This window comes from Staphylococcus sp. aM, from assembly GCF_052975125.1.
This window is the reverse complement of record NZ_CP121447.1, coordinates 1701198-1727961: the sequence shown is the minus strand read 5'-3', so window position 1 is coordinate 1727961 and position 26764 is coordinate 1701198. Positions and strand designations below refer to the sequence as shown.

Sequence of the window (26764 nt, the reverse complement as noted above, 5' to 3'; positions counted from 1 at the left end):
AATGATATCATAACATTAATAACCTTAGAATGATGACGGAAGGAAAAATAATAATTACTTGATAGGCTCATACTCTCTTGATAAATAGAAAGTTATTCTTTATCATCTCACTACTTACAAAATAAAGGTGACTCATGTATAATGTTTAATGATAAGTAAATGTATAAAACCAAACATTAATATTATGTTATGTTCAAAATAATATAGAAACATGATTTTGGTTAAATTAAATAAAGATACGGAATAATTTAATTAAAAGTCAGGAGATATCGATATGGGTGAGTTTAAGAATAGGATAAATGTTACAATCAATGATCAACATTTCACAATAATCGGCGATGATAGCCCGGAACATATAAGACATGTTGCACATTTAGTGGATGAGAAAATGAAAGAATTAGGACGAAAATCTGCAGGTTTAGACACTACTAGAAAAGCGATTTTAACAGCAGTGAACGTGATGCATGACAAAGTGAGCTTAGAAGAAGAAAATCGTCGATTACAACACGAATTAGATCAGATTAAACAACGAGAAGATTAAATGCTATTAGATATCGTTGTACTAATGATATTATGCTATGTTTCAATTGTTGGATTTCGACGGGGATTATGGCTTTCGAGCATACATGCTATAAGTACGTTTGCATCGTTATGGATTGCACAACAATTTTATCGAGAGATTGCGCAGCGATTAATTGTATTTTTACCATTTCCAAAGACTGTCGCATTTGATACACAATATGCCATTCATTTTAATCACCTACAGTATCGTTTTGAATCAATGATTGCTTTTATTGTGATTGCAATAAGCTGTAAGTTGATTTTATATCTAATCATCGTCACATTTGATAATATAGTGGCATATCAACCTTTAAATATCATAAGCCGCGTTTTAGGTATTGTTTTAAGCCTATTCATTGGTGTGATAATCATACAAATATTTACCTATATAATCGCGTTATATCCCAATGCAATGTTACAAGGTCAATTAGGACATTCATTACTTGCCAAACAAATTTTATTGCATACACCTTATGTTTCACAAATGATTTTAAATTTATAAAGAAAATGATATTGAGGTCAGGACAGACAATTTGAAAAAATGAGCTATGTCCTGGTCTTCTTTTTATGGAGAGATGTATATGACTAAAAAAGATGTGATTCAATTACTAGAAAAGATTGCTACCTATATGGAATTAAAAGGGGAAAATACTTTTAAAGTGTCAGCATACCGAAAAGCGGCACAGAGTATAGAAGTTGACGAAAGACCATTAGATGAAATAGAAGATGTAACAGAACTTAAAGGTATCGGTAAAGGTGTAGGTGATGTGATTAATGAATATAGACAAAATGGTCAGTCTACAGCTTTAGAAGACTTACAAAAAGAGGTGCCAGAAGGATTAGTACCTTTATTGAAAATACAAGGTTTAGGTAGTAAGAAAATTGCTAAATTATATAAAGAATTAAATATTACTGATAAAACATCGTTACAAGAGGCGTGTGAAACAGGAAAAGTTAGTGAATTAAGTGGCTTTGCGAAAAAAACTGAACAAAATATTTTAGAAGCAGTCAAAGCGTTAGGTGCTAAGAAAGAAAGTTATCCGATTGATCAAATGAGAGGGCTCAATCATCAAATCATTGAATATATTAGTCGGCTAGATGACATAGATCAATATGCTTCAGCAGGTAGCTTTAGAAGATATAAAGAACAAAGTAAAGATTTGGATTTTATTATTAGTACAAATCACCCAGAAAAAGTTCAGCAACAATTATTGGATATTCCAAATAAAGTTAAAGATGTAGCAATTGGGTCAACCAAAGTATCGTTAGAATTAGAGTATGACGATGAAACAATCGGTGTTGATTTTAGATTAATCGAACCTGTAGCTTTTTATCACACATTACAACATTTCACAGGTTCAAAAGATCATAATATTCGTATTAGACAATTAGCAAAAGCACAAGATGAAAAAGTGAGTGAATATGGCATTGAAAAAGCCAATGGAGAATTGCTTCAATTCAATAGCGAGGCGGAGATTTATGAACATTTCGGTGTATCATGGATTGAACCTTCAATGCGTGAAGATGGCAGTGAATTTGATAAAGATTTAAGTCAGATTATTCAACTCGATGATATTAAAGGTGACCTTCACATGCATACAACTTATAGTGATGGTGCATTTTCTATTAGAGATATGATTGAGGCTAATATTGCTAAAGGCTATGAATTTATGGTGATTACAGACCATTCAAAAAGTCTAAGAGTAGCCAATGGTTTACAAGTTGAACGCTTACTTCGCCAAAATGAAGAAATTAAGCAATTAAATAAAGAATATGATGAGATTGATATATACTCTGGCATTGAAATGGATATATTACCGGATGGTTCTTTAGATTATGATGATGAGATATTGGCACAACTAGATTATGTTATTGCAGCCATTCACCAAAGTTTTAATCAATCAGAAGCGGAAATTATGCAACGTTTAGAAAATGCTTGTCATAATCCATATGTGCGTCATATCGCTCATCCAACAGGTCGTATCATTGGGCGACGTCCTGGTTATGAGCCTAATATAGAAAAATTAGCTCAATTGGCTGAAGAAACAAATACTATCTTAGAAATCAACGCCAATCCTAAACGTTTAGACTTAAATGCACAAACCGTACGCCAATATCCAAATGTAAAGTTAACTATTAACACAGATGCGCATCATGTTGATCATTTAGAGTTTATGAAATATGGTGTTGCTACTGCTCAAAAAGGATTTGTAACTAAAGATCGTGTGATTAATACGATGTCTAGAGAAGCATTTAAATCATTTATCAATGATAATAAAAAATTGAAGAAATAGAGGGATTGCATGAGACAAAAAACATTAGACGTCTTAGAATTTGATAAAATAAAATCATTCGTAGCTAACGAAGCTATCAGTGATTTAGGACGTGAAAAAGTCGCAGAAATGTATCCAGCAACAGATTTTGAAACTGTAGAATTTCAAATTAATGAAACAGATGAAATATCACAAATATATAATAAGCATCGATTGCCAAGTTTAAGCGGTCTAACCAAAGTAGCACAGTACATTCACCGTTCAACTATTGGTGGTGTATTAAATGTGACCGAATTAAATGCGATTAAACGCTTAATTCAAGTTCAAAATCAGTTTAAGACATTTTATAATCAATTATTAGAAGAAGATGAAGAAGTTAAATATCCTATCTTAGATAGCCAAATGGCACAATTACCCATTTTAACGGATTTATTTAAGGATATTAATGATAAGTGTGACGCCCATGATTTATATGACCATGCGAGTTACGAGTTACAAAGTATTCGAAGTAAAATATCAAGTACAAATCAACGAATTAGACAGAATTTAGATCGTGTGGTTAAAAGTCAGGCCAACCGAAAGAAATTATCAGATGCAATTGTAACTGTTCGAAATGATAGAAATGTAATTCCAGTAAAAGCAGAATATAGACAAGATTTTAACGGTATTGTTCATGATCAATCTGCATCAGGACAAACGTTGTATATTGAACCATCATCTGTGGTAGAAATGAACAACCAAATTAGTCGCTTGCATAATGATGAGGCAGTTGAACGTGAACGTATATTAACTGAGTTAACGTCACAAGTAGCTGTTGAATCAGATGCATTATTATTAGCTGAATCGATTATGGGACATCTTGATTTTTTAATTGCAAAAGCAAGATATGCCCGTGCTATCAAAGGTACGAAACCTACATTTCATAATGAAAGAACAGTTTATTTACCTAATGCATATCATCCCTTATTAGATCATATTACGGTTGTAGCAAATACAATTGAGTTTGTAGATGATATTGAAACAGTGATTATCACTGGACCTAACACAGGTGGTAAAACTGTCACGTTAAAAACTTTAGGCCTTATTATAGTTATGGCACAATCAGGCATGCTTATTCCAACATTAGATGGCAGTCAACTCAGTGTCTTTGAGAATGTATATTGTGATATTGGTGACGAACAATCAATAGAACAATCTCTATCTACATTTTCATCTCATATGAAAAATATTGTAGAAATCTTAAAAGAAGCAGATAAAAATAGCTTAATATTATTTGATGAATTAGGTGCTGGAACAGATCCGAGTGAAGGGGCTGCTCTTGCTATGAGTATATTAGATCATGTAAGAAATCTAGGTGCTCTAGTGATGGCAACTACCCATTATCCTGAACTAAAAGCATATAGTTATAACCGTGAAGGCGTGATGAATGCGAGCGTCGAATTCGATGTGGAAACGTTAAGCCCAACATATAAGTTATTAATGGGTGTCCCAGGACGTTCTAATGCATTTGATATTTCTAAAAAATTGGGCTTGAGTCTTAATATAATTAATAAAGCCAAAACAATGATAGGTACAGATGAACAAGAAATTAATAATATGATCGAATCATTAGAGAAAAATTCAAAACGTGTAGATGAACAACGCATTGAACTAGATAGACTGGTTAAAGAAGCGCAGACGACACATGATGAATTAGAAAAACAATATCAACAATATCAAAATTATGAGAAATCATTGATGGATGAAGCAAAAGAAAAAGCAAATCAACGTGTAAAATCTGCAACAAAAGAGGCAGATGCTATTCTTAAAGAGTTAAGAGAACTGAGAGATAAAAAAGGTGCGGATGTTAAAGAACACGAACTTATAGATAAGAAAAAACAACTTGATGATCAATATGAAGCAAAATCAATAAAACAAAATGTCCAAAAACAAAAATACGATAAAATCCAAGCTGGTGATGAAGTTAAAGTATTATCTTATGGCCAAAAAGGTGAAGTGCTCGAGTTAGTTGGAGATGAAGAAGCGGTTGTTCAAATGGGAATATTGAAAATGAAATTACCAATTGAAGATTTAGAAAAAATGAAAAAGAAAAAAGAAACATCGACTAAAATGGTCACAAGAGCTAACCGACAAACAGTTAAAACGGAACTTGATTTAAGAGGATATCGTTATGAAGATGCTTTAATTGAATTAGATCAATATTTAGATCAAGCCGTCTTAAGTAATTTTGAACAAGTTTATATTATTCATGGTAAGGGTACAGGCGCATTACAAAAAGGTGTGCAACAACATCTAAAAAGACATAAAAGTGTGAAAACATTTAGAGGTGGCATGCCTAGTGAAGGTGGATTTGGTGTTACCGTCGCATCACTAAAATAGAAGTATAGCCATAGTAATATGCTAAAAAAACGTATTCCTAATTGAGGATACTTCTATAAAAGGCTTTTAAAAATTGTTTTTTTAAACGAGCATAAGCAGATTGCAATGCATTACCTTATAAATTCTGTTATAATTTGCTCATCATTTAAAAATTAAGGAGGATTGGCAATTATGGCAATCGTAAAAGTAACTGATTCTGATTTTGATAGTAAAATTGAATCTGGTGTTAAATTGGTAGATTTCTGGGCTACTTGGTGTGGACCATGTAAAATGATCGCTCCAGTTTTAGAAGAATTAGCTGGGGACTATGAAGGTAAAGCAGATATCTTAAAATTAGATGTAGATGAAAACCCATCAACTGCAGCAAAATACGAAGTAATGAGTATTCCAACTTTAATCGTATTTAAAGACGGACAACCAGTTGATAAAGTAGTAGGTTTCCAACCTAAAGAAAACTTAGCAGAAGTATTAGATAAACATCTATAAGAATATAGAAACTGAGACTGGGGCATTTTCATAAATGCTCCAGCTTTGTTTTGTCTATTTATATTAACGTGCTCATAAAGGACGTACATGAGTAAGGTTGGCTATTCAATTTTTCGAAGAGAGGAGGACATAGATGGAAACGTATCAAGAAAAAATTAAAACAAAACTAAATGTAGTGCCATTGGAGCCAGGGTGCTATTTGATGAAAGACCGTAATGATCAAGTGATTTATGTCGGTAAAGCTAAGAAACTACGTAATCGATTACGTTCTTATTTTACGGGTGCACATGATGCAAAAACAACTCGCTTAGTAAGTGAAATTCGTAATTTCGAGTTTATAGTGACATCGAGTGAAACAGAATCCTTACTTTTAGAATTAAACTTAATTAAACAATATCAGCCACGTTATAACATTTTATTAAAAGATGATAAAAGCTATCCTTTCATCAAAATTACTAAAGAAAAGCATCCAAGATTAATTGTAACGAGAACCGTTAAAAAAGGGACTGGCAAATATTTTGGTCCATATCCTAATGCTTATTCCGCACAAGAAACAAAAAAATTATTAGATCGTATTTATCCATTTAGAAAATGCGATAAAATGCCAGATAAATTATGTCTTTATTATCATATTGGTCAATGCATGGGTCCGTGTGTGTATGATGTCGATTTAGATAAATATGCACAAATGACAAAAGAAATTAGTGACTTCTTACATGGTGAGGACAAAACAATATTAAACCATTTACAAGAACGCATGGAAAAAGCGAGTGAGTCTCTCGATTTCGAACGTGCAAAAGAGTACCGTGATTTAATCCAACATATTCATAATCTCACTAAAAAACAAAAAATTATGTCAACAGATAATACGATTCGTGATGTCTTTGGTTATAGCGTGTCGAAAGGTTGGATGTGCATTCAAGTCTTTTTCATTAGACAAGGGAATATGATTAAAAGAGATACTACGATGATTCCAATTCAACAAACTGAAGAAGAAGAATTTTATACTTTTATCGGTCAATTTTATAGTTTAAACCAACATATTTTACCGAAAGAAGTACATGTTCCGAAACATTTAGATAAAGACATCATACAATCGGTTGTAGATACTAAAATTGTACAACCATCTCGTGGTGCGAAAAAAGAAATGATTGATTTGGCAAATCATAATGCAGAAGTTTCGCTCAATAATAAGTTTGAATTGATTGCTAGGGATGAATCTAGAACGGTCAAAGCAATAGAAGAACTTGGTGAAAGAATGGGTATTCAGACACCAATTAGAATCGAAGCATTCGATAATTCAAATATTCAAGGTGTGGATCCTGTCTCTGCCATGGTAACTTTTGTTGATGGTAAACCAGATAAAAAAGGATATCGTAAATATAAAATTAAAACAGTCGAAGGTCCTGACGACTATAAATCAATGCGAGAAGTTGTTCGACGTCGATATACACGTGTACTAAACGAAGGTACACCTTTGCCTGATCTCATCATTGTCGATGGTGGTAAAGGGCATATGAATGGTGTTATGGATGTTCTTGAAAATGAATTAGGCTTAGACATACCAGTGGCTGGATTACAAAAAAACGATAAACACCAAACGTCCGAGTTACTATATGGTGCAAGTGCAGAAATCGTACCATTAAAGAAAAATAGTCAAGCCTTCTATTTACTTCATCGAATTCAAGATGAAGTGCATCGATTTGCTATTACGTTCCATAGACAGACAAGACAGAAAACAGGACTTAAATCTGTGCTTGATGATATTGAGGGTATTGGAGCAAAACGTAAAACGAAATTATTAAGAACATTTGGCTCAATTAAGAAAATGAAAGAGGCATCATTAGAAGAATTAAAAAAATCCGGACTTCCGGAAAATGTTGCAAAAAACTTACAGCACGCACTTCAAAACAAATAAAATTTCAATTTTTGGACATGAGAATAATTCTCATGTCCAAAAATGCTTTAAATAATGTTACAATATAGTTAACAAAAGGCTATTTTTTTAAAGTTGTTTGGAAGCGTTTTCTAATTGAGAATTGTTATCAATCATGTAGGGTTACATGAATTGCTATAGTACAGACATTCTACGACATCATTATATGAAATCTATAACATGACTAGCCCTTTTCTTTTTTATGCCATACTTGTTTAATTTTTTAACTTTGATTAGGATGCTTCCAAAGTATCTTAAGTTAATCAATGGAGACGAGTACCAAATAAAGAAGTAAAAGAAGCTAGTATTTTATATGGTTTTTTACGGCAGTTTACATACAACTTTATAATTTTAGTCAATTAATTAAATGTTTACAGGGGGGACTCCTTTTGGCTCAATCAAAAAATGAATTCTATCTAAGACGAATTCACTCGTTATTAGGTATTATCCCAATCGGTGCATTCTTAATTGTTCACTTATTGGTCAATCATCAAGCAACACAAGGGGCGGAAGCTTTTAATAAAGCATCAGGTTTCATGGAATCATTACCATTCTTATTGGTAGTTGAATTTGTATTAATCTATATTCCGCTGTTATATCATGGTTTATTTGGATTACACATTGCATTCACAGCAAAAGAGAATGTTGGACATTACTCTTTATTCAGAAACTGGATGTTCTTCTTCCAAAGAGCAAGTGGTATTTTATCTTTCATCTTTATCGCAGTGCACTTATGGCAAACACGTCTACAAAAGGCATTCTTCGGTAAAGCGGTTGATTATAATATGATGCATGAATATCTACATAATCCAGTATGGGCAATAATTTACATCGTTTGTGTTATTGCAGTTGTATTCCACTTTTCTAACGGATTATGGTCATTCTTAGTAACATGGGGTATTTTACAATCTAAAAAATCACAACGTGTCTTCACATGGGTATCGTTAATTGTATTTTTAATCATTTCTTATATCGGCGTATCAGCTATCATTGCATTTATGTAAAGAATACACATTAACTAGTCTTAGTTTTAATATTTCAGGGGAGTGACATTTCTATGGCAGAGAAAAAAATTATTGTTGTCGGTGGAGGACTTGCCGGTCTGATGTCAACAATTAAAGCAGCAGAAAAAGGTGCACATGTAGATCTATTCTCATTAGTACCTGTAAAACGTTCGCATTCAGTTTGTGCTCAAGGTGGTATTAACGGTGCGGTAAATACTAAAGGTGAAGGTGACTCACCTTGGATTCACTTTGATGACACTGTTTATGGTGGGGACTTCTTAGCAAACCAACCACCTGTCAAAGCGATGGCTGAAGCTGCGCCTAATATTATTCATTTATTAGACCGTATGGGTGTAATGTTTAGTAGAACAAATGAAGGTTTACTTGACTTCAGACGTTTCGGCGGTACGTTATATCACAGAACAGCATTTGCCGGAGCAACAACAGGTCAACAATTACTTTATGCATTAGATGAACAAGTTCGTGCTTATGAAGTAGATGGACTAGTAACAAAATACGAAGGTTGGGAATTCTTAGGTATAGTCAAAGATGACGATAATACGGCTAGAGGTATTGTTGCTCAAAATATGACGACTTCTGAAATTCAATCATTCGGATCAGATGCCGTAATTATGGCTACTGGTGGTCCAGGTATTATCTTTGGTAAAACAACTAACTCAATGATTAACACAGGATCAGCAGCATCAATCGTTTATCAACAAGGCGCTATTTATGCAAATGGGGAATTCATTCAAATCCATCCTACTGCTATTCCTGGTGACGATAAACTACGTCTAATGAGTGAATCAGCACGTGGTGAAGGTGGACGAATTTGGACATATAAAGATGGTAAGCCTTGGTATTTCTTAGAAGAGAAATATCCTGACTATGGTAACTTAGTACCTCGTGACATCGCGACACGTGAAATCTTCGATGTATGTATTAACCAAAAATTAGGTATCAATGGTGAAAACATGGTATACCTTGATTTATCACATAAAGATCCACATGAGTTAGACGTTAAACTTGGTGGTATTATCGAGATTTATGAAAAATTCACAGGTGACGATCCACGTAAAGTACCAATGAAAATCTTCCCAGCCGTACACTACTCAATGGGCGGTTTATATGTAGATTATGATCAAATGACAAATATTAAAGGTTTATTTGCAGCAGGAGAATGTGACTTCTCACAACATGGTGGTAATAGACTTGGTGCTAACTCATTATTATCAGCAATTTATGGTGGTACAGTTGCAGGTCCAAATGCAATTAAATATCTTGATGAAATTGAAACTTCATACACTGACCTAGATGATAGTATCTATGAAGCTCGTGTTAAAGAAGAACAAGAACGTTTCGATAAATTATTAAACATGCGTGGTAGCGAAAATGCATATAAACTTCACCGTGAATTAGGTGAAATTATGACAGCAAACGTAACTGTTGTACGTGAAAATAATAAATTATTAGAAACTGATAAGAAAATTCAAGAATTGATGAAACGTTATGAAGATATTGACATGGAAGATACACAAACTTGGAGTAACCAAGCCGTATTCTTCACACGTCAATTATGGAATATGCTTGTATTAGCACGTGTAATCACTATCGGTGCATATAACCGTAACGAATCACGTGGTGCACACTACAAACCAGAATTCCCAGAACGTAATGACGAAGAATGGTTAAAAACAACTATGGCTCACTACCAAGGTAGAACTGAAGCACCAAAATTCACTTATGAACCAGTTGATATTAGCTTAATTCCACCGCGTAAACGTGATTACACTAGTAAGTCTAAAGGAGGTAAAAAATAATGGCTGAACAATCAGTAAAAGACACTCCAGAAACTCAAGGTAATCAACCAGCACAAGATCAAAATAATCAACCTAAACAAAAAACAGTTAAATTGATTATTAAACGTCAAGATAATAGTGAATCAAAACCATATGAAGAAACATTTGAAATTCCTTACAAAGAAAATTTAAATGTCATTGCTTGTTTAATGGAAATTAGACGTAACCCAGTTAACATTAAAGGTGAAAAAACTACACCTGTAACATGGGATATGAACTGTTTAGAAGAAGTATGTGGTGCTTGTTCGATGGTAATTAACGGTCGTGCAAGACAATCTTGTTCTGCTATCGTTGATCAATTAGAACAACCAATACGTTTAGAACCAATGAGTACATTCCCAGTCATTCGTGACTTACAAGTTGATCGTTCAAGAATGTTCGACAACTTGAAACGTATGAAAGCTTGGATTCCAATCGATGGTACGTATGATTTAGGTCCAGGTCCTCGTATGCCTGAGAAAAAACGTCAAACAGCATACGAATTATCTAAATGTATGACTTGTGGTGTTTGTCTAGAAGTTTGTCCTAACGTAACTCAAAAAAATGATTTCGTTGGTGCGCAAGCTATTTCACAAGTACGTTTATTCGACTTACATCCAACTGGTGCTATGACTAAAGATGAACGCCTAGATGCTTTAATGGGTGCAGGTGGATTACAACAATGTGGTAATTCACAAAACTGTGTGAATGCTTGTCCAAAAGGTATTCCATTGACTACATCAATTGCAGCAATGAACAGAGAAACATCATTCCATATGTTTAAATCATTCTTTGGTTCTGACCACAAAGTTGACTAATATAGAATTTATAGGGTACCCCTTTTAGGGGGTGCCCCTTTTTTATGTGTTGCTAGATGAAAACATCATTAGTGATTTTGTTCGAATTAATCAACACTTGAGTATGCTTATGATAAAATAAAAGTTAACTATTAAATAAGGATGTAAGACAATGAATAGACCAATTGGAGTAATAGATTCAGGTGTGGGTGGTTTAACAGTAGCTAAGGAGATTATGAGACAACTTCCTAATGAAACCATTTATTATTTAGGTGATATTGGAAGATGTCCATATGGGCCTAGATCAGGTGAAGAGGTTAAACAGTTCACAACTGAAATAGCACAGAAACTTGTAGAATTCGATATTAAAATGCTTGTGATAGCTTGTAATACAGCTACAGCGGTAGCATTAGAACATTTACAAAAAATATTACCAATCCCAGTAATCGGTGTCATTGAACCTGGTGCTCGTACGGCTATAATGACGACTAAGAATCAAAATGTTTTAATTTTAGGAACAGAAGGAACGATAAAATCAGAAGCTTATAGAAAACATATTAAACGTATTAATCCTAATGTAGAAGTATATGGTATTGCTTGTCCTGGGTTTGTACCTTTAGTTGAACAAATGAGATATAATGATCCGACAATTACCAGTATTGTGATACATCAAACCTTAAAACAATGGCGTAATAGCGAAGCAGATACAGTTATATTAGGATGTACACATTATCCATTATTATACAAACCTATTAATGATTATTTTGGTGGTAAAAAGACAGTTATTTCTTCGGGATTGGAAACAGCAAGAGAAGTCAGTGCTTTATTAACATTTAGTAATGAACATGCTAGTTATACACAACATCCGCCACATCGTTTCTTTGCAACTGGAGATACAATGCATATTGAAAATATTATTAAAGAGTGGCTAGGTATGGATACTAAAGTGGAACGTATTTCAGTAGGTTAAATGGAGGAATTATTAATGGAAGATATCGTAATAGCATCTAATAATAAAGGTAAGATTAATGATTTTAAAGCTATATTTCCTAACCATAATGTCATAGGTATTAGTGAATTAATTAAAGATTTTGATGTAGAAGAGACAGGAACAACTTTTGAAGAAAATGCTAAATTAAAATCTGTTGCAGCAGCTAAAGCTTTAAATAAACAAGTCATTGCTGATGATAGTGGTTTAGAAGTCCAAGCATTAAATGGTGAACCAGGTGTCTATTCTGCAAGATATGCAGGATTAGATAAAAATGACCAAGACAATATTAATAAATTATTGAAAAATATGGAAAATATTTCTGATAGAAACGCACAATTTGTATGTGTGATTAGTATGAGTGCACCAAATGGTGAGACGACCCAATTTAAAGGGACAGTAAAAGGCGAAATAACAACAGAACCAATCGGGGATCATGGATTTGGTTATGATCCGATTTTCTATGTACCTTCTTTAAATAAAACAATGGCACAATTGTCAGATGCCGAAAAGGCTAAAATTAGCCATCGAGGTCATGCTATAGAACAATTACAACAATTTTTAGCGGGGGAGAAAAATGAGTAAATGGATTATAGTTAGTGATAATCATAATGAAACAGGTATTCTGTACCAAGTGTATGATCAACATCAAGACGCAGATGTATTCCTTCATCTTGGAGATTCTGAATTTCAATATGATGACACAGAATTGAGCTTATATCATCGAGTTAAAGGAAATTGTGATTTTTATCCAGAATTTCCAGAGGAGCAATCTATTACACATCATGATGTTCGTGCATTTTATACACATGGACATTTGTATCAGGTCAATCAGACAAGAATGAAATTGGCTGAAAAAGCTAAGACTATTGGTGCGCAATTAGCATTTTACGGACATACACATGTTGCTAAATATGAAAATCTTGCCAACGTGCACGTGATTAACCCAGGCAGTATTTCACAATCAAGAAGTACTGTTGAAGAAACTTATGCAGAACTTATCATTGATGATACGACATTACAATGTACTTTGAATTTTAGAAATCGTGAAAATAAAGCGATAGATACAATCGAATTCAAACTAGAAAACAGTTAGGCATTCAATATTGCCTAACTGTTTTCTAGTTTGCATATAAAAATGTAATAAAAAAGAGTTGTAATCTCAGTAGATTACAACTCTTATTAGCGTCCTGGGAGGGATACTATAAACCTTATAACGACGGGTTTCATGGGCTTTCGGGTCCCTAATGGGTCCCTAAAAATCACATTGCACTTATTATTTGTGTTGCTTTTGCATCTTCTTCTTTGTATGTTTCTTCAAGTAAATGTGAATAAAATTCAGTAGTAACTGATATATTTTTGTGTCCTAGTCTTTTCGAAATGTAATATATAGAAATGCCTTTGGCTAGTAAATATGAACAGTGAGTATGACGTAAAGCATGTGAAGTGATTTCTTTGATACCTAGATTGTTACAATATTTTTTTAAACGTTTGTTAACTGCATTGTTTGTTAGTTCACCAAAGATAGTACCGTCAATTGTTCTAGGTAATTGATCAATAGATTTAATGATATAATTCATATCTTTCGGACTAATAGACACATAACGTGGAGATGAATCAGTTTTATGTTCATCAATATATATTTCGCTTTTAATTTGATTGATATATTCACGCTTTAGATTTAACGCGCCACTTATACGACAACCAGTACAAATCATGATGAATAGTACGAGTGAAGATGCGTTGTCTTTAGTCATCAAATGCTGTTTTAACACTTCATAATCTTTTAGATTGATATACTTACTATCTTCACTTTTATTAGGGTTATTAGCCCTATAATTAACCTTAAAGGTAGGGTTCTTTGCAATAAGCCCTTCGTATACTGCATCGTCTAATGATGTTCTTATATAGCCATTTAATTTTCTTATAGACTCTTTAGAATGATTTTTTGAAAATTCATTAATAAAATCTTGATAGTGATACCTGGATAAATCTTTCAGCTTTTTCTTGCCAATGGGGTGGTTATTGATATGTTCTATAGCAGCAGCGTAAGACTTATATGTTTTAGGTGTTACAGTCGATTTCTTAAACGTTTCACACCACGTTTTAAAATAGTCATACAGCGTTAAATTAGGTTCATAATCAATGCCTTGCTTTAACTCATTTAACTTATCTAATCCAGCAGAATTAGCTTCTCTTTTTGTTCGAAAACCTTTTTGTCTATACCGTTTACCTTCATACTTAAATTCGTATTGCCATTTTTTACCGTCATAACATCGTGTTTGCATGTTATCCCTCCTCAAAAAAGGTAAAAAATAATAAGGGTAGGCGGACTACCCTAAAAATATAAAAAAAGAGTATGTTAAAATGTACTCTTTTTAATAGAGAGTTAGAATCAACTAAATTCATTTATTTGCATTATATTTATTAGAATTGTTACCAAAACTATTAAAATAATAAAATATAAAATTATATAGATTAATATAATTTTAATAGTTAACTTCTTTTCTTGAATTTTCACAATTACATAAAGTGAATGTAGGAAAGTGATGGTAATTATGAAAATAATGCCGAAAAGAAAATAAAACATAATTTTAAAAGTCCTTTCTAGCAATCAAAATAAGATTTAAGGATTAGTGTTTAGTTGTTTTATCCTCTATTTTATTATTATCTTTAAGTACATTGTCTGCATGACGGTCGCAAGCAGATAATGATAAAGTTGCCATCATAATAACTGCTATAATAAATTTAAATTTCACAATAAACACCACCATATCATAAAATTAGATATCCTAGAAATGAGATTATACTTACAGCTAAAAAAGCCAATGAAATTGTTCTACATGTGTGTTTATAAGTTATCCCTTCAGTTTGTGATAAAAAGAAACTGAAAATAAATAAAAAAATACTAATTAAAAATAAACCGATAATCACATAGATCAATGTATTCATCCCCTTAGATTAAGTTTATTTCATCTTGATCATATGCAGTAGCTAAATGTGAATTATATAATTATAAAAAAATAAAATTATATAGTATTATCACGATAATAGAGATAAAAACTATGGTTAATACCGTCCACATGGTATAAGCTCTTTTGGAAATTTGTTCGTTCGCTTTTATAAGTTTATAAATATTGATGATTAACAAAATAATATTTAACATTAGTAAAATTAGTAACAATTCAATAACGAATGTCATCATCTACGCCTCCTTTGGACTTACTGTCTTTTTTCATCAATTTCTCTGGCGTATTTTTGTAATTTTCTGCGTGTTTTTATAATACTTTCTTTTTTAGGACGTGACTTCCTAAAAACATTACCTCTGTTAGTTCTCACGGTATAATAAATTTTCCTCAGTTTAACTTGATAATTAATTATTTTCATTCTACATTTCTCCTTTGTTTAAATATTTATATTAAAGCGTCACTAGGTCGCTTATTAATCAAAAATTTGGTAGTTATAAATAACTTTTCCAATTACTTCAATTTCATCTATAGAATCTAAATCATAAGAATTAGTTTTGAACTCATCAGAATAGCTTACCGGGTCTAAATGTAACTTTGTTTCAGTACGTCTAACACGCTTTACCGTGTATTCTCCACCTAAACGAAGTACTAGAATGTCATTACTATTCAACTTATAGTCTTGATTCTTTCTATAATCATGTACGATTATGTATGATCCGTTTGCCAAGATTTTGTTCATGCTATCTCCATTTACTTGCAAAGCAATACATTCGCTAGGTTTACGACCATTGAATGCAAAATTTGGTGCTTTAACTGATTCATTGTCAATTGTCATTTCTTCAAAATTACCTGCAGAAACTTTGCCATAATAAGGAATATCAACTTCGCCATCAAAATCTGGTAGTGTTGATTCTTCTACTTCACCTAAAAGATATCCTTTTGAAACATGGAATAAGCTAGATATTTTTTCAATCATTCCCATTCTAGGTTCGTTTTTACCGTTTTCCCACATTCTTATTGTGCCTTCCGAAACATCTAATTTTTTAGCCATTTCAACTTTCGACAGTCTATTATCTAATCTAATTTCTTTGATGGAATTTTTGAAAGCCATTTTAATTACCTTCCTTATATATGATGTTTTTGACACTTTTTATTATACTATGAAAAATCGTAATTGCAACACTTAAAATACGATTTTAAAAAATAAAATTACTAATTTCAAAAAAATAATTACGAAAAAAACTTGCAATCGTATTTATAATTCGATATACTCTAATCAGAGCTTAACAAGGAGGTCAAAAAATGAATCACATCAAACAGAACCTAAAATTAGATGAATGGCGCAAAAGAAAAGGTTATACTCAATCATCTTTTGCTAATAAATTAGGTATTTCACCATCAACATATAATTTTTGGGAAAACAATCCAGAAATGATTAAACCTAAAGATGCGTTTAAAATCGCTAATACTTTAGAAGTCTCAATCGATGAGATTATTTTTTTAAAAGACGAATCGTATTTTAAATACGTTTTAGTCGAAGAAAAAGAACACCAAACAACTTAAAGGAGGAAACCAAATGCAAGCATTACAAGAAATTCAAATTGAAAACAATACAGAATTAGGAGCAGTTGTTTCTAGTCGAGTAGTAGCGAATGAGTTAAATAGAACTCACAAAAATGTACTCAGAGGATTAGAGAAAATTTTAACCGGCTCAAATGTGAGCTCGTTAATCATTCCAAGCGAATATAAAGATTCTAAAGGAGAAAGTAGAAAAGAATACTTACTAACAAAAGACGGTTTCACTTTATACATGTTCAATATTCAAGGTCACAACGAATTCAAAATGACCTACATTAATAAATTTAATGAGATGGAGAACGCGATTCAAAGCAGATTACCTGGAACATATAAAGAGGCGTTATCACAACTACTTCAAACAGTAGAAGAAAAAGAGAAGTTAGAACTAGAAAATAACATGAACAAACAGAAAATAGCCGAATATGAACCTAAAGCATCTTATTTAGATACTATCTTGAATAATAAAAGTTTAGTCACTGTTGGACAAATTGCAAAAGATTACGGTATGTCAGCTCAAGCATTAAACAAACTACTTCATGATTTAAAAGTTCAATACAAACAATCAGGACAATGGTTACTTTACTCAAATATTCAAGACAAAGGTTACACACATTCATCAACTACAGAAATTGAGCATAAAGATGGGAGTACATCAGTAAGAATGAATACCAAGTGGACACAAAAAGGACGTCTTTTCATCTATGAATTACTCAAAGATAACGACATCCTACCCACAATCGAACAAACAACTTAAAGGAGGCATAACAAATGCAAGAAAATTTATTAAGAATTAATCCAAATGAAATGTATTTAACAATTGATTATTTGTTAAAACAAATTCAAAAAAATCCAGACCCACAGTTGATTGAGGCAACTGCGAATCTGGTGGATGCGTATAGAAACGTCACTGATTAATTCGGAAAGAAATCAGTTCCAACGTTATTAGTTGTATTGATATTGAAATAAATGACTTTATTTAAATCAATAACTCTGTCCTTAGGTTCTAAAACGTGAATATAATCATTTCCAGTATGGTCGGTAGCCAATTTTCTGATTAATATTTTTTCATCATTTACTAATTTTAGAGTTAGAGAATCAATATTTTCAATATCTAAATAACTAGTAATTAAGTTTCGATTCATAATACGCACCTCCCTTCATAAAGGGATAACAACATTATACACGAAAGGAGTATCTAATATGACGCAAACTTTAACTGTATCTGTACCCATACCCGACACACACGTGCTTGTCGCTAAAGATGAATACGATGAGTTAATAAATTACTCACTAGATCCAGTTTGGGACTTAAAAGAATTGAAACGCAAATTAAAAATGTCATCTGACGACACTATTAAAGATAGATTATTATTCAATCCTAAATTTGAGAAATTACTTAAAAAACAAGGTATCGCACATTATCCAGATGAGAGTTTAAATCGTTGGAGATTCAACGCTAGAAAGATGAATAAGTTCATAGAAGAACATTTCGAAGAAATACATGGAAAGGGGAGATAAACATGAACAAACTACAACTCATTAAAATAGCACTCCTAACAGCACTTTTGGTAGAGGAAGTTAGGAATGCTAAGAGTGGAACTAAAAGAGCTAAAAATAAAGATTTAGAGAAACTAGGTGTATTCTAAAATTCTTCGTTTATTTTTTGAATCGTTTCCTTGTGCAAGAATCCGTATGGGAAATCGTCAAATTTCACAACTAGATATTCGTCATTGCTATCTAAAATCGTGTTTATATTATCAGATAATTCATCAATAGATTTATCAGTTTTGACTAACCAACATGATTCTAAAACTTTAATAGCGATTGGAAGACGTTTTAAAAAATGGATTATTAAATCATATCTTTGGCCTTCTTTATTTAGGTCATAAGAAACAACGTACTTATTCATTCTGTTTCACCACCCACTATCGCAGTAGCGATAAAAGGATTATATCACGAAAATTTATTTAGAAAGGAGGTCTACCAATGAACAAATCATTCTTAATCGCACTACTCACATGGTTCACATTTTCACTAGCACTTACATTTGCAGGTATCTACTTCACAACTGCATTAGGTATCGCAATGTTAATCAGTATCGCAGCATTTGTATTTTTCGAATATGAATTTTTTCAAATAAAAAAGACTGAATGCTAACGGCCATTAGCAGACAGTCAAAACATCCAATCACGAAATACAACTACTCATAATATATCACGGAGGTACAAATGAAACAACATAAATTTAAACGAATGGCACATGATTTGATGGATTTGATACCAAACAATCGTTTTCAAGTTGACTATAAATACGATGTTATTTGGTTCTCACATTACCATGCAAACGGTGTGAGCGTTCTTCAAATAGATAACACCATTCATTCAGAAGGTGAAATGCTAACCAATTTTGAACTAGCTAAAAAAGTAATCAAAGGAGTGTGTTTGATAGATGAAAGAGACAGTGACTTATCTCATCAAACTTAAAGATGTTGATGATGACATATATATCACTAATCGACCTAGCGTAAATTTTCCAGATATTAAATATTCAACTAACAGACGAGACGCTAAAGATTTTGACGGTATGGATAATGCAGTGATTGACATGACAAAACACACTGCAATCAAGAAAACTGTAAAAGAATCAACTGAATATGAGGAGGTCGAGTATGACTGAACCAAACACTGAAAAAGATATTTTCACTCAACTAGGCATTGAAAATTTAGCGCAACAGAACAAAGAGAAGTATTACAAATTTGTTGTCTATGGTCGTCCTGGTACTGGTAAAACGACATCACTTACAAGAGAAAATAATGCTTTTGTATTAGATATTAACGAAGATGGAACAACGGTTGTTGAAAATGGTTTAGGTGTTTCAATCACTAGTTTTAATCACTTAGCTAAGATAATCCAAGATTTACCTAAGATATTAACTGCTGCAAGAGAGAAAGGGCAACCAGTCGACATAGTAATTATAGAAACTTTGCAAAAATTACGCGACATTACATTAGATCAAGTTATGAAAGGTAAAACTCGAAAACCTCAATTTAATGATTGGGGAGAAGTTGCGACAAGAATTATCAGTATGTACAGATTTATAAGTAAGTTGCAACAAGAATATAAATTTCATTTTGCTATCACAGGGCACGAGGGAAATAGCTCTGACAAGAGGGAAGATGGAACTTTATTCAATCCGTCGGTAACTATCAAAGCACAAGATTCAATCAGAGACGCAGTAATTAGTCAATCGGATGTATTAGCAAGAACATATACAGAAACTGATGTAGTAGATGGCGAAAATCAAACGAGATGGATATTTAGCGTAGAACCATCCGCAGACTATGAAACAAAAGTAAGACATTCACCATCAGTGACATTAAACAATAAGAAATTTGAAAATGCGTCATTGTCAATGCTAATAGACGCAATAAGAAACGGAAACTAATAAAAAATTAAAAGGCCGGTAATTAATTATGAAAATCACAGGACAAGCACAACACATTAAAGAAACTAATCAAGAGACATTTTTAAAAGGCGGCGACTTTTTAGGAGCTGGAGAATTTACAGTGAAAGTAAAAGATATTGTATCGAATGATGCGCAGGGTCGTTACTTCACTATCGTATTTGAAAATAACGAAGGCAAACAATATAAGCACAATCAATTTGTTCCACCATTCCAACAAGACTTTCAAGAAAAACAATATATAGAGTTGTTAAGTAGATTAGGAATCAAATTAAACTTACCAGATTTAACATTTAATACAGATGAGTTAATTAACAAAATGGGAACAATCGTACTTAAATACAAATTTAACGAGGATCAAGGCAAATATTTCGTAAGACTATCATTCGTTAAAGTTTGGAACAAAGGTGATGAAATCGTTAATAAACCAGAACCTAAAACAAATGAAATGAAACAAAAAGAAAAGCAAGCAAACGGGCAACAAACACCAATGAGTAAACAAGACAATCCATTTGGCAATGCAAATGGTCCAATTGATATCAGTGATGATGACTTACCATTCTAGGACGTGATTAAATGCAACACATTACAAGATACCAGAAAGATAACGACGGTACATATTCCGTCGTTGCCACTGGTATTGAACTAGAGCAAAGTCATATAGATTTATTAGATAACGGTTACTCACTTAATGCAGAAGTGGAAGTGCCGGATAACAAAAGATTGTCTATTGAACAACGTAAAAAGATTTTTGCTATGTGCAGAGATATTGAAATGCATTGGGGAGAACCAGTGGAATCACTAAGAAAAAGGTTTCAAGCAGAACTTGAAATAATGAACGGTTATGAAGAAATAAGTTTACGAGATTGTTCTATGAAAGTAGCTAGAGAATTAATTGAATTGATTATCGCATTCATGTTTCATCATCAAATACCTATGAGAATGGAAACGAGTAAATTAATGAGTGGAGACCAGGCGATGTTGTATTGGGCAACTGTTAATCGTAATTGTGTGATATGTAGCACTCCAGGTAGTGACTTAGCTCATTACGAGGCAGTTGGTAGAGGTATGAACAGGAATAAGATGAATCACTACGACAAGCATGTACTAGCTTTATGTAGACGCCATCATTCAGAACAACATGCGATTGGTGTTAAATCGTTTGATGAAAAATACCACTTACAAAACAGTTGGATCAAAGTTGATGAGCGTCTTAATGCAATGTTGAGAGGAGTAAAAAATGATAGATAGATTCGATGTAGGAGAACGTATAAATGAACGAAGAACTCGATTAGGAATGACACAAAAAGAGTTAGCTATTAAAACTAACACAACTAAATCAACAGTTCAAAAATGGGAGTCTGGTGTGCATTTGCCTAAAAAAGAAACAATCCCCAAAATAGCCAAACATCTAAAATATAGCGAAGAATACCTTCTGTATGGAAGTGATAGCAATGAGTAAGTTATTAATAGACGATTACCCGATATTAGTTTTACCGAAGTTAGCTACTGAAATTGGATTAAATGAGGCTATTGTACTTCAACAGATTCACTACTGGTTAGGAAGTAGCAAACACATACATGACGGATTTAATTGGATATACAACAGCTATAAAGAATGGGAAGAACAATTCCCTTTTTGGAGCAATGTAACAATACGAAGAACGATCACAAGTTTAGAAAAACAAAACCTAATAATCACAAGCAATTACAATAAAGCGGGTTTCGACAAAACGAAGTGGTACACAATCAATTATTTAGAGCTTGAGGGTGTGAGCAAACGAGTTGCTCAAAATGAGCAAACGATGTGGTCAAAAAGAGCAAATGGAGTTGCTCAAAATGAGCAAGTCGAACAGCTCAAAATGAGCAAACCAATACCAGAGACTACACAAGAGACTACTTCAGAGACTTCTACAAGAGATATATTGTCGGGTAACCCGACTGTTTCTCCGATTCCCTATAAAGAAATTATTGGTTATTTAAATGAAAAAGCAGGCAAACAATTTAAACATAATACCGGTAAAAGCAAAAGATGTATTGAAGCAAGATGGAATGAAGATTTTAGATTAGATGACTTTAAAAAAGTGATAGATATAAAAACATCAGAATGGTTAGGAACAAGCCAAGAAAAATATCTAAGACCCGAAACATTATTTGGCACTAAATTTGAGGGATATCTCAATCAAGAAACTAATACACAACCTAACAATCCATACGCTAACGCATTTGAAAATGCACAGCCATTGGATATTGAAAACTTACCGTTTTAAAGGAGTGATGAGATGGAGGCTTTCCAGAACCTAGCTAAGCAAGCAGGTTTTAGAAATAAGATAGTTAAACAAGAATTCGGATTGCATTGTAAAGATTGTGGTCGTAAATATGACTACTACGAATTTGATAATGGGCAAGTGGTCAAAGATGGTTGTGACTGCGACATGATTGCACTAGCTAAACAATCAACTGAAAACTATCGCAAGAAACAACGTAAGGTAAAAGCAGAGAAGATATTTAAACAATCCATCATTAACGACAATTTAGCTCAAGTAACATTTGATAATTATGAACCAACATCAGAAAAGCTAAATTATGCTAAAGGTTTGTGTCAAAGGTATGCCCAAAACTTCACGTTAGACAATAAACAGTCTTTGCTCATACAAGGTTCATTTGGTACAGGTAAGTCACATCTATCTATGAGTATTGTTAAAGAAGTTAAAGCAAAAGGTTATACGGTACTTTATATGAACGTGCCTCAGCTTATTTCTACAATCAAGAATACCTACAACAACAGAAATGGCATGACTGAACAAGAATTAGCGCAAATCATTAGCGATGTTGATCTAATGGTGTTTGATGATTTTGGTATTAACATGAATGAATTTGCGACAAGTAAGATGTTCGAATTAGTTGAAAGTCGTGTAGGTAAACACAATATATTTACAACTAACTTAGATGAAAAAGAAATGACTAGAAATAAAGATATGCAACGTATATTTAGCAGAATCATGAGCAATACAACGCTAATCAAAATGGACGGTCAAGACTATAGGACGAGGGGGCTTAAATTTTGATTACATTACAAGAAATTAAACGAAATCTTGAGTGTTCCGATGTGTACGCTCAGAAACTCATAGACGATGCACAGGGCGACGAAAAGAAGTTAGAAGATACTTACTATAGAAAACTTGCAGAACGTCGTATACGCCCTGCTATTGTCGAATATTAGGAGGTATGACATGGCTTTAAGAGATAAGTTTTATCTGTTCGATAGCAAAGGTAACAAAATGATCTCAGTTATTCCTAATAATAAAACTGGTTTGTACAGAGTGAGCGGTATTATCAAAACGTATTACGAAGGTAAGCGTTGGTATTTAACAAACGAAGAATTAGAAACGTTTATCGCTAACGAAAATTTAACTAAAGGTCATCAGACGAACCTATTTGAATATTTGTAGAGGTGGCACATGAGTAAATACAACGCGAAGAAAGTTGAATACAAAGGTATCACATTCGATAGCAAAGTAGAGTGTGAATATTACCAACATTTAGAAAGTAAGATGAATGGCGTTAACTATGATCGTATCGAAATACAGCCAAGATACGAGCTTGTACCTAAGTTTGGTAAGCAACGTAAGGCAGAATATATTGCAGATTTTGCATTATATCTCAATGATGAGTTGATCGAAGTGATAGATGTTAAAGGTAGGCCTACTGAAACGGCAAAACTTAAAGCTAAGATATTTAGATACTTATACAGAGATGTAAAACTCACATGGATATGTAAAGCTCCTAAATACACAGGCCAAGAGTGGATAACGTATGAAGAACTAATCAAGGTACGCAAAAAGCGTAAGAAGGAGAAGATGAAGAATGGATGAAAAAACTAGAATAAATGAAGCTTATGAAAGATTAGAAAAAGAAGGACTTAACTTCAAAGAAGATAAAGCGATTTTTAAACTCAAAGATGGAACTATGGAGATTTATTTTGATGAAGAAGAAAAAACAATAAAAACAGAATTTCACGATATGAACGTTTTTGTATCTGATGAATTAAAAGATATAGACACTTTCGAAGTATTGAAAAATTTGGTGTAGGAGTGATGAGTAATGGCTAACAGATACGACGAATTAGTGAAAGTGAGACGTCAACGCAAGAAAGAGAAAGGTTGATGAGATGGAATATCAAGTAAGAATTAATTTTAAAATTACAGGACATGTAAACACGTTCATACCAGTAGGTAAACATGAAACGTTAGAAGATAAAGTGCAAGAACGAATCAATGATTTAAGAGATTATCCCAGTGACATATTAGAGCTAGATATAACGATAGATGATGCAGAGGTGGAGTAAATGGTTAGAACTGTTGAAAGATATAGGGATAAATACGGAAACGTATACGTCCCGTTATCAATCAATTCGACAAAGGTTGATGTGCCTATAGAGATTTATGAAACAGCCATCAATAATGGTTTAAGTGATTATGACATTAGACGACGTATTATTGAGAATGGTTATAAACCAACATATTTCATAGCTAGACCTATAAATGCTGATAAAGGTGTTATGAAGTTAGAAATTGAAGAAAAAGAACGTGAACAACGTATCGCTACAAGAGAAGAACAAGAATTACGTAGAAAGAAACCACACTTGTTCAACGTTAAGCAGAAACATACACGTAGTAAGTATTTGCAAGGCTTAATGGACAATAACGCAATAGCTAAATTAAAAACCGACTCATACGGTAGAGTGCAAAGGGGATAGACGAATGGAATTGCATGAATTAAATCCAGGCGATGATATTTGGTTCAAATATCCAAACGCAACCAACTCATTCCCTGCAGTTGTGGAAGAACTCCATTACAACTTTAAAGGCAAACCATACCTAAAAGTACGAGTAGGTAGTGAGTTAGTAGTGATTGATGACAAATACGAAATAGTAAAGGTGTAGATGACAATGACAATTATTAGTAATCAGAAAGTGGATATGGTTAAACAACCACCGCATTACACATACGGCGACATCGAGGTTATAGATTTCATAGAACAAGTAACAGCACAGTACCCACCAGAATTGGCATTCGCAATTGGTTCAGCCATCAAATATATTGCTAGAGCTAATCATAAGAATGGCAAGGAAGATATCGACAAAGCGAGATGGTACTTGCAACGCGTATTTGATAAGTGGGACATAAACAATGACAACTAGCACATACGACCTATCCGACACAATCAACCAACGCTACAAATACAACACTAAAGGCAAGACACCTACACAGATTAACCGAGAATTACGTGAAAAAGGTGTCCAGGGCTTTGTGGTTAAAGTAGGTAGCAATAAAGTCGTGATGAAAGTATTAGAAGAACACAAACAAAGTAATAGGGAGTGTATGAGGTGACAGTAACACTATCACAAGACACTTACGACGCAATGCTTGATGACTTTAAGAAGTTGCGTGAGCGTAATGTAGCGTTGGAGAAGAAAGCACAGGCGTTTGATGAGATAGCATTAACTGTATTATCTGAAGATAGTGATGTAATAAAAAACATGAATAACACAGTAACTAAAATAGTTATTAATAATTTGGAGCGTGAAGAGTGATGATAAAAAATGCTAAAGGTATTACTACAAAATACATTGAACAGTTTATAGACGATAGTGAATATTATGGTTATGAGGATTTGCATGAATTAGCAGCACAACTGGTTTTAAAAGATACACACAAAACTACTCCTACAGTTGAAATTGACGGAGATTCTTGGGGAGGACAAATATTTTGTAAATTCACTTCTAAAGTTGATGGAATACCTAATGTTGAAACAACAGACTTTTATGGTTCATGTTCGGTTTGTGACACATTAGAGGCAGTCTATGAACACGATAATATAAAAAATGATTTAGCAACTATGGTATTGCACATTATTCAATCAATGAGTGAACAATTGGAGAGTGAAGAGTGATGACGATTGAGACTAAACGTATTTATGAAATCACTAGAGATAAATTCCACGGGGTGTTTTCCAATCGTAAGTATGACATTTTGTGCGAATTTAGAGAAGAGCCTTTTGCAGTTATTGAATACGATAACAAATTAATAAAGGTGGAATTATATCAAGTTGAATTTATCGAGGAGGAACAAAATGACTAATCAATTAGGACAATTAAAATCAGATAACTTTGGAGCTTTAGATCAATTAGTAAAAGCAGTAGAACAATGGAGTATCGATAAAGGGTTGCACAATGGCAATCCAGACAGACAAGCTTTGAAATTTTATGAAGAGGCCGGAGAAGTTGGAGCAGCTTTATCACGTGGCAATATGGAGGCTTTAAAAGATGGTATAGGCGATACGGTAGTAACGTTAATCATATTAGCTCAACAACATGATATGAGTTTACAGGAGTGTTTACAGTTTGCGTATGACGAAATCAAAGGGAGAAAAGGAAAAACAATCAATGGAACATTTATCAAAGAATCAGACTTACAGTAATTCTAAAC

45 protein-coding genes are annotated in these 26764 nt (G+C 33.0%); 39 read left to right on the top strand and 6 right to left on the bottom strand.

All coding sequences use genetic code 11. The features are described 5' to 3' along the window. The first annotated feature begins 274 nt into the window (after positions 1–274). From zapA to P7F85_RS08445, 12 genes are all read left to right on the top strand, one after another. The gene (zapA, locus tag P7F85_RS08500) at positions 275–541 is read left to right on the top strand and encodes a cell division protein ZapA (RefSeq protein WP_002450651.1); all 267 of its coding nucleotides are present in this window, start codon (positions 275–277) and stop codon (positions 539–541) included. Further along, positions 542–1063, top strand: a complete 522-nt coding sequence (locus P7F85_RS08495) for a CvpA family protein (protein ID WP_002466000.1) — start codon at positions 542–544, stop codon at positions 1061–1063. Positions 1064–1142: 79 nt separating this feature from the next. Then, on the top strand, positions 1143–2855 hold the full coding sequence (polX, locus tag P7F85_RS08490; RefSeq protein ID WP_002466002.1) for a DNA polymerase/3'-5' exonuclease PolX: 1713 nt from the start codon (positions 1143–1145) through the stop codon (positions 2853–2855). Positions 2856–2864: 9 nt separating this feature from the next. Next, positions 2865–5213 (top strand): endonuclease MutS2, encoded by a 2349-nt coding sequence (locus P7F85_RS08485; protein WP_447158541.1) that lies wholly within the window; start codon positions 2865–2867, stop codon positions 5211–5213. 171 nt (positions 5214–5384) lie between these two features. Beyond that, positions 5385–5699, top strand: coding sequence for a thioredoxin (gene trxA, locus P7F85_RS08480; RefSeq protein WP_002450647.1), 315 nt, complete (start codon positions 5385–5387; stop codon positions 5697–5699). A 133-nt stretch (positions 5700–5832) separates the two neighbouring features. Further along, on the top strand, positions 5833–7617 hold the full coding sequence (gene uvrC / locus P7F85_RS08475; protein WP_002466005.1) for an excinuclease ABC subunit UvrC: 1785 nt from the start codon (positions 5833–5835) through the stop codon (positions 7615–7617). A gap of 407 nt (positions 7618–8024) precedes the next feature. After that, entirely contained in the window at positions 8025–8639 is a 615-nt protein-coding gene (locus P7F85_RS08470) for a succinate dehydrogenase cytochrome b558 subunit (protein WP_002466009.1), read from the top strand. 53 nt (positions 8640–8692) lie between these two features. Next, positions 8693–10459 carry a succinate dehydrogenase flavoprotein subunit gene (gene sdhA, locus P7F85_RS08465; protein WP_002466012.1) on the top strand — a complete coding sequence of 589 codons (1767 nt, stop codon included), beginning with the start codon at positions 8693–8695 and terminating at the stop codon, positions 10457–10459. Continuing rightward, on the top strand, positions 10459–11295 hold the full coding sequence (sdhB, locus tag P7F85_RS08460) for a succinate dehydrogenase iron-sulfur subunit (protein WP_015365172.1): 837 nt from the start codon (positions 10459–10461) through the stop codon (positions 11293–11295). The genes sdhA and sdhB overlap by 1 nt, the downstream gene beginning before the upstream one ends. 151 nt (positions 11296–11446) lie before the next feature. After that, on the top strand, positions 11447–12244 hold the full coding sequence (gene racE, locus P7F85_RS08455; RefSeq protein WP_002466008.1) for a glutamate racemase: 798 nt from the start codon (positions 11447–11449) through the stop codon (positions 12242–12244). A 15-nt stretch (positions 12245–12259) separates the two neighbouring features. Then, positions 12260–12847 (top strand): XTP/dITP diphosphatase, encoded by a 588-nt coding sequence (locus P7F85_RS08450; RefSeq protein ID WP_002466003.1) that lies wholly within the window; start codon positions 12260–12262, stop codon positions 12845–12847. After that, the gene (locus P7F85_RS08445) at positions 12840–13358 is read left to right on the top strand and encodes a YfcE family phosphodiesterase (RefSeq protein ID WP_002466007.1); all 519 of its coding nucleotides are present in this window, start codon (positions 12840–12842) and stop codon (positions 13356–13358) included. The genes P7F85_RS08450 and P7F85_RS08445 overlap by 8 nt, the downstream gene beginning before the upstream one ends. A 166-nt stretch (positions 13359–13524) precedes the next feature. Here the strand turns inward: P7F85_RS08445 and P7F85_RS08440 are convergent, their stop codons facing one another. From P7F85_RS08440 to P7F85_RS08425, 4 genes are all read right to left on the bottom strand, one after another. Next, positions 13525–14550 (bottom strand): tyrosine-type recombinase/integrase, encoded by a 1026-nt coding sequence (locus P7F85_RS08440; protein ID WP_015365171.1) that lies wholly within the window; start codon positions 14548–14550, stop codon positions 13525–13527. A 345-nt stretch (positions 14551–14895) separates the two neighbouring features. After that, positions 14896–15021 carry a hypothetical protein gene (locus tag P7F85_RS08435; RefSeq protein ID WP_257875483.1) on the bottom strand — a complete coding sequence of 42 codons (126 nt, stop codon included), beginning with the start codon at positions 15019–15021 and terminating at the stop codon, positions 14896–14898. A 463-nt stretch (positions 15022–15484) separates the two neighbouring features. After that, positions 15485–15649: a hypothetical protein gene (locus P7F85_RS08430; protein ID WP_162987635.1), complete on the bottom strand. Its 165-nt coding sequence runs from the start codon at positions 15647–15649 to the stop codon at positions 15485–15487. 54 nt (positions 15650–15703) lie between these two features. Continuing rightward, on the bottom strand, positions 15704–16342 hold the full coding sequence (locus P7F85_RS08425) for an XRE family transcriptional regulator (protein WP_046464317.1): 639 nt from the start codon (positions 16340–16342) through the stop codon (positions 15704–15706). Positions 16343–16533: 191 nt separating this feature from the next. Here P7F85_RS08425 and P7F85_RS08420 point away from each other — a divergent pair, with 191 nt between their 5' ends. From P7F85_RS08420 to P7F85_RS08410, 3 genes are read left to right on the top strand one after another with little or no spacing between them, the layout of a single operon-like run. Then, complete coding sequence (locus P7F85_RS08420) at positions 16534–16794, top strand: helix-turn-helix domain-containing protein (protein ID WP_046464318.1); 261 nt, start codon at positions 16534–16536, stop codon at positions 16792–16794. A gap of 13 nt (positions 16795–16807) precedes the next feature. Continuing rightward, complete coding sequence (locus P7F85_RS08415; RefSeq protein WP_107566319.1) at positions 16808–17563, top strand: phage antirepressor KilAC domain-containing protein; 756 nt, start codon at positions 16808–16810, stop codon at positions 17561–17563. Positions 17564–17577: 14 nt separating this feature from the next. Beyond that, positions 17578–17724, top strand: coding sequence for a hypothetical protein (locus P7F85_RS08410; RefSeq protein ID WP_162987634.1), 147 nt, complete (start codon positions 17578–17580; stop codon positions 17722–17724). On the opposite strand, the gene P7F85_RS08405 is transcribed toward P7F85_RS08410, so the two are convergent. Continuing rightward, complete coding sequence (locus tag P7F85_RS08405; protein WP_046464320.1) at positions 17721–17951, bottom strand: hypothetical protein; 231 nt, start codon at positions 17949–17951, stop codon at positions 17721–17723. The two genes, P7F85_RS08410 and P7F85_RS08405, sit on opposite strands and share 4 nt — an antisense overlap. 58 nt (positions 17952–18009) lie before the next feature. On the opposite strand from P7F85_RS08405, the gene P7F85_RS08400 reads away from it, so the two are divergent. Further along, complete coding sequence (locus tag P7F85_RS08400) at positions 18010–18327, top strand: DUF771 domain-containing protein (protein WP_015365164.1); 318 nt, start codon at positions 18010–18012, stop codon at positions 18325–18327. 2 nt (positions 18328–18329) lie between these two features. Further along, a complete protein-coding gene (locus P7F85_RS08395; protein WP_258076488.1) occupies positions 18330–18455 on the top strand; it encodes a hypothetical protein in 126 nt (41 codons plus the stop codon). On the opposite strand, the gene P7F85_RS08390 is transcribed toward P7F85_RS08395, so the two are convergent. Next, positions 18452–18718 carry a hypothetical protein gene (locus P7F85_RS08390; protein ID WP_052731441.1) on the bottom strand — a complete coding sequence of 89 codons (267 nt, stop codon included), beginning with the start codon at positions 18716–18718 and terminating at the stop codon, positions 18452–18454. The two genes, P7F85_RS08395 and P7F85_RS08390, sit on opposite strands and share 4 nt — an antisense overlap. Before the next feature lie 77 nt (positions 18719–18795). Here P7F85_RS08390 and P7F85_RS08385 point away from each other — a divergent pair, with 77 nt between their 5' ends. From P7F85_RS08385 to P7F85_RS08280, 22 genes are all read left to right on the top strand, one after another. Beyond that, positions 18796–18966 carry a DUF1270 family protein gene (locus P7F85_RS08385; protein WP_107566320.1) on the top strand — a complete coding sequence of 57 codons (171 nt, stop codon included), beginning with the start codon at positions 18796–18798 and terminating at the stop codon, positions 18964–18966. A gap of 71 nt (positions 18967–19037) precedes the next feature. Then, positions 19038–19292, top strand: a complete 255-nt coding sequence (locus P7F85_RS08380; protein WP_117725849.1) for a hypothetical protein — start codon at positions 19038–19040, stop codon at positions 19290–19292. After that, positions 19258–19485, top strand: coding sequence for a DUF2483 family protein (locus P7F85_RS08375; RefSeq protein ID WP_117725850.1), 228 nt, complete (start codon positions 19258–19260; stop codon positions 19483–19485). The genes P7F85_RS08380 and P7F85_RS08375 overlap by 35 nt, the downstream gene beginning before the upstream one ends. Then, positions 19478–20254: an AAA family ATPase gene (locus P7F85_RS08370; protein ID WP_117725851.1), complete on the top strand. Its 777-nt coding sequence runs from the start codon at positions 19478–19480 to the stop codon at positions 20252–20254. The genes P7F85_RS08375 and P7F85_RS08370 overlap by 8 nt, the downstream gene beginning before the upstream one ends. A gap of 28 nt (positions 20255–20282) precedes the next feature. Beyond that, a complete protein-coding gene (locus tag P7F85_RS08365; RefSeq protein WP_117725852.1) occupies positions 20283–20837 on the top strand; it encodes a single-stranded DNA-binding protein in 555 nt (184 codons plus the stop codon). Between the two features lie 11 nt (positions 20838–20848). Further along, positions 20849–21523: a putative HNHc nuclease gene (locus tag P7F85_RS08360; RefSeq protein ID WP_117725853.1), complete on the top strand. Its 675-nt coding sequence runs from the start codon at positions 20849–20851 to the stop codon at positions 21521–21523. After that, a complete protein-coding gene (locus tag P7F85_RS08355) occupies positions 21513–21734 on the top strand; it encodes a helix-turn-helix domain-containing protein (RefSeq protein ID WP_046464324.1) in 222 nt (73 codons plus the stop codon). Before P7F85_RS08360 ends, P7F85_RS08355 begins: the two co-directional genes overlap by 11 nt. Then, positions 21727–22542, top strand: coding sequence for a conserved phage C-terminal domain-containing protein (locus tag P7F85_RS08350; RefSeq protein WP_107566321.1), 816 nt, complete (start codon positions 21727–21729; stop codon positions 22540–22542). Before P7F85_RS08355 ends, P7F85_RS08350 begins: the two co-directional genes overlap by 8 nt. Before the next feature lie 12 nt (positions 22543–22554). Then, the gene (locus P7F85_RS08345) at positions 22555–23340 is read left to right on the top strand and encodes an ATP-binding protein (protein ID WP_046464326.1); all 786 of its coding nucleotides are present in this window, start codon (positions 22555–22557) and stop codon (positions 23338–23340) included. Next, positions 23337–23495: a hypothetical protein gene (locus P7F85_RS08340; protein ID WP_046464327.1), complete on the top strand. Its 159-nt coding sequence runs from the start codon at positions 23337–23339 to the stop codon at positions 23493–23495. The genes P7F85_RS08345 and P7F85_RS08340 overlap by 4 nt, the downstream gene beginning before the upstream one ends. Before the next feature lie 10 nt (positions 23496–23505). Beyond that, positions 23506–23724, top strand: coding sequence for a hypothetical protein (locus P7F85_RS08335; protein ID WP_046464328.1), 219 nt, complete (start codon positions 23506–23508; stop codon positions 23722–23724). Between the two features lie 9 nt (positions 23725–23733). After that, entirely contained in the window at positions 23734–24147 is a 414-nt protein-coding gene (locus tag P7F85_RS08330; RefSeq protein ID WP_117725854.1) for a DUF1064 domain-containing protein, read from the top strand. Further along, complete coding sequence (locus tag P7F85_RS08325; protein ID WP_002505181.1) at positions 24140–24364, top strand: hypothetical protein; 225 nt, start codon at positions 24140–24142, stop codon at positions 24362–24364. The genes P7F85_RS08330 and P7F85_RS08325 overlap by 8 nt, the downstream gene beginning before the upstream one ends. A gap of 79 nt (positions 24365–24443) precedes the next feature. Continuing rightward, positions 24444–24620, top strand: a complete 177-nt coding sequence (locus tag P7F85_RS08320; protein WP_155399936.1) for a hypothetical protein — start codon at positions 24444–24446, stop codon at positions 24618–24620. Continuing rightward, positions 24621–25031: an SA1788 family PVL leukocidin-associated protein gene (locus P7F85_RS08315; RefSeq protein WP_117725855.1), complete on the top strand. Its 411-nt coding sequence runs from the start codon at positions 24621–24623 to the stop codon at positions 25029–25031. Between the two features lie 4 nt (positions 25032–25035). Beyond that, on the top strand, positions 25036–25218 hold the full coding sequence (locus P7F85_RS08310; RefSeq protein ID WP_046464330.1) for a hypothetical protein: 183 nt from the start codon (positions 25036–25038) through the stop codon (positions 25216–25218). A gap of 6 nt (positions 25219–25224) precedes the next feature. Next, positions 25225–25476: a DUF3310 domain-containing protein gene (locus tag P7F85_RS08305; protein WP_046464331.1), complete on the top strand. Its 252-nt coding sequence runs from the start codon at positions 25225–25227 to the stop codon at positions 25474–25476. Further along, on the top strand, positions 25466–25666 hold the full coding sequence (locus tag P7F85_RS08300; protein ID WP_046464332.1) for a hypothetical protein: 201 nt from the start codon (positions 25466–25468) through the stop codon (positions 25664–25666). Before P7F85_RS08305 ends, P7F85_RS08300 begins: the two co-directional genes overlap by 11 nt. After that, complete coding sequence (locus tag P7F85_RS08295; protein ID WP_052731443.1) at positions 25663–25869, top strand: hypothetical protein; 207 nt, start codon at positions 25663–25665, stop codon at positions 25867–25869. Before P7F85_RS08300 ends, P7F85_RS08295 begins: the two co-directional genes overlap by 4 nt. Continuing rightward, positions 25869–26228 carry a hypothetical protein gene (locus P7F85_RS08290; protein WP_104681645.1) on the top strand — a complete coding sequence of 120 codons (360 nt, stop codon included), beginning with the start codon at positions 25869–25871 and terminating at the stop codon, positions 26226–26228. The genes P7F85_RS08295 and P7F85_RS08290 overlap by 1 nt, the downstream gene beginning before the upstream one ends. Further along, the gene (locus P7F85_RS08285) at positions 26228–26416 is read left to right on the top strand and encodes a hypothetical protein (protein ID WP_046464335.1); all 189 of its coding nucleotides are present in this window, start codon (positions 26228–26230) and stop codon (positions 26414–26416) included. Before P7F85_RS08290 ends, P7F85_RS08285 begins: the two co-directional genes overlap by 1 nt. Continuing rightward, positions 26409–26756, top strand: coding sequence for a MazG-like family protein (locus P7F85_RS08280; RefSeq protein WP_046464336.1), 348 nt, complete (start codon positions 26409–26411; stop codon positions 26754–26756). Before P7F85_RS08285 ends, P7F85_RS08280 begins: the two co-directional genes overlap by 8 nt. Positions 26757–26764 lie beyond the last annotated feature (8 nt).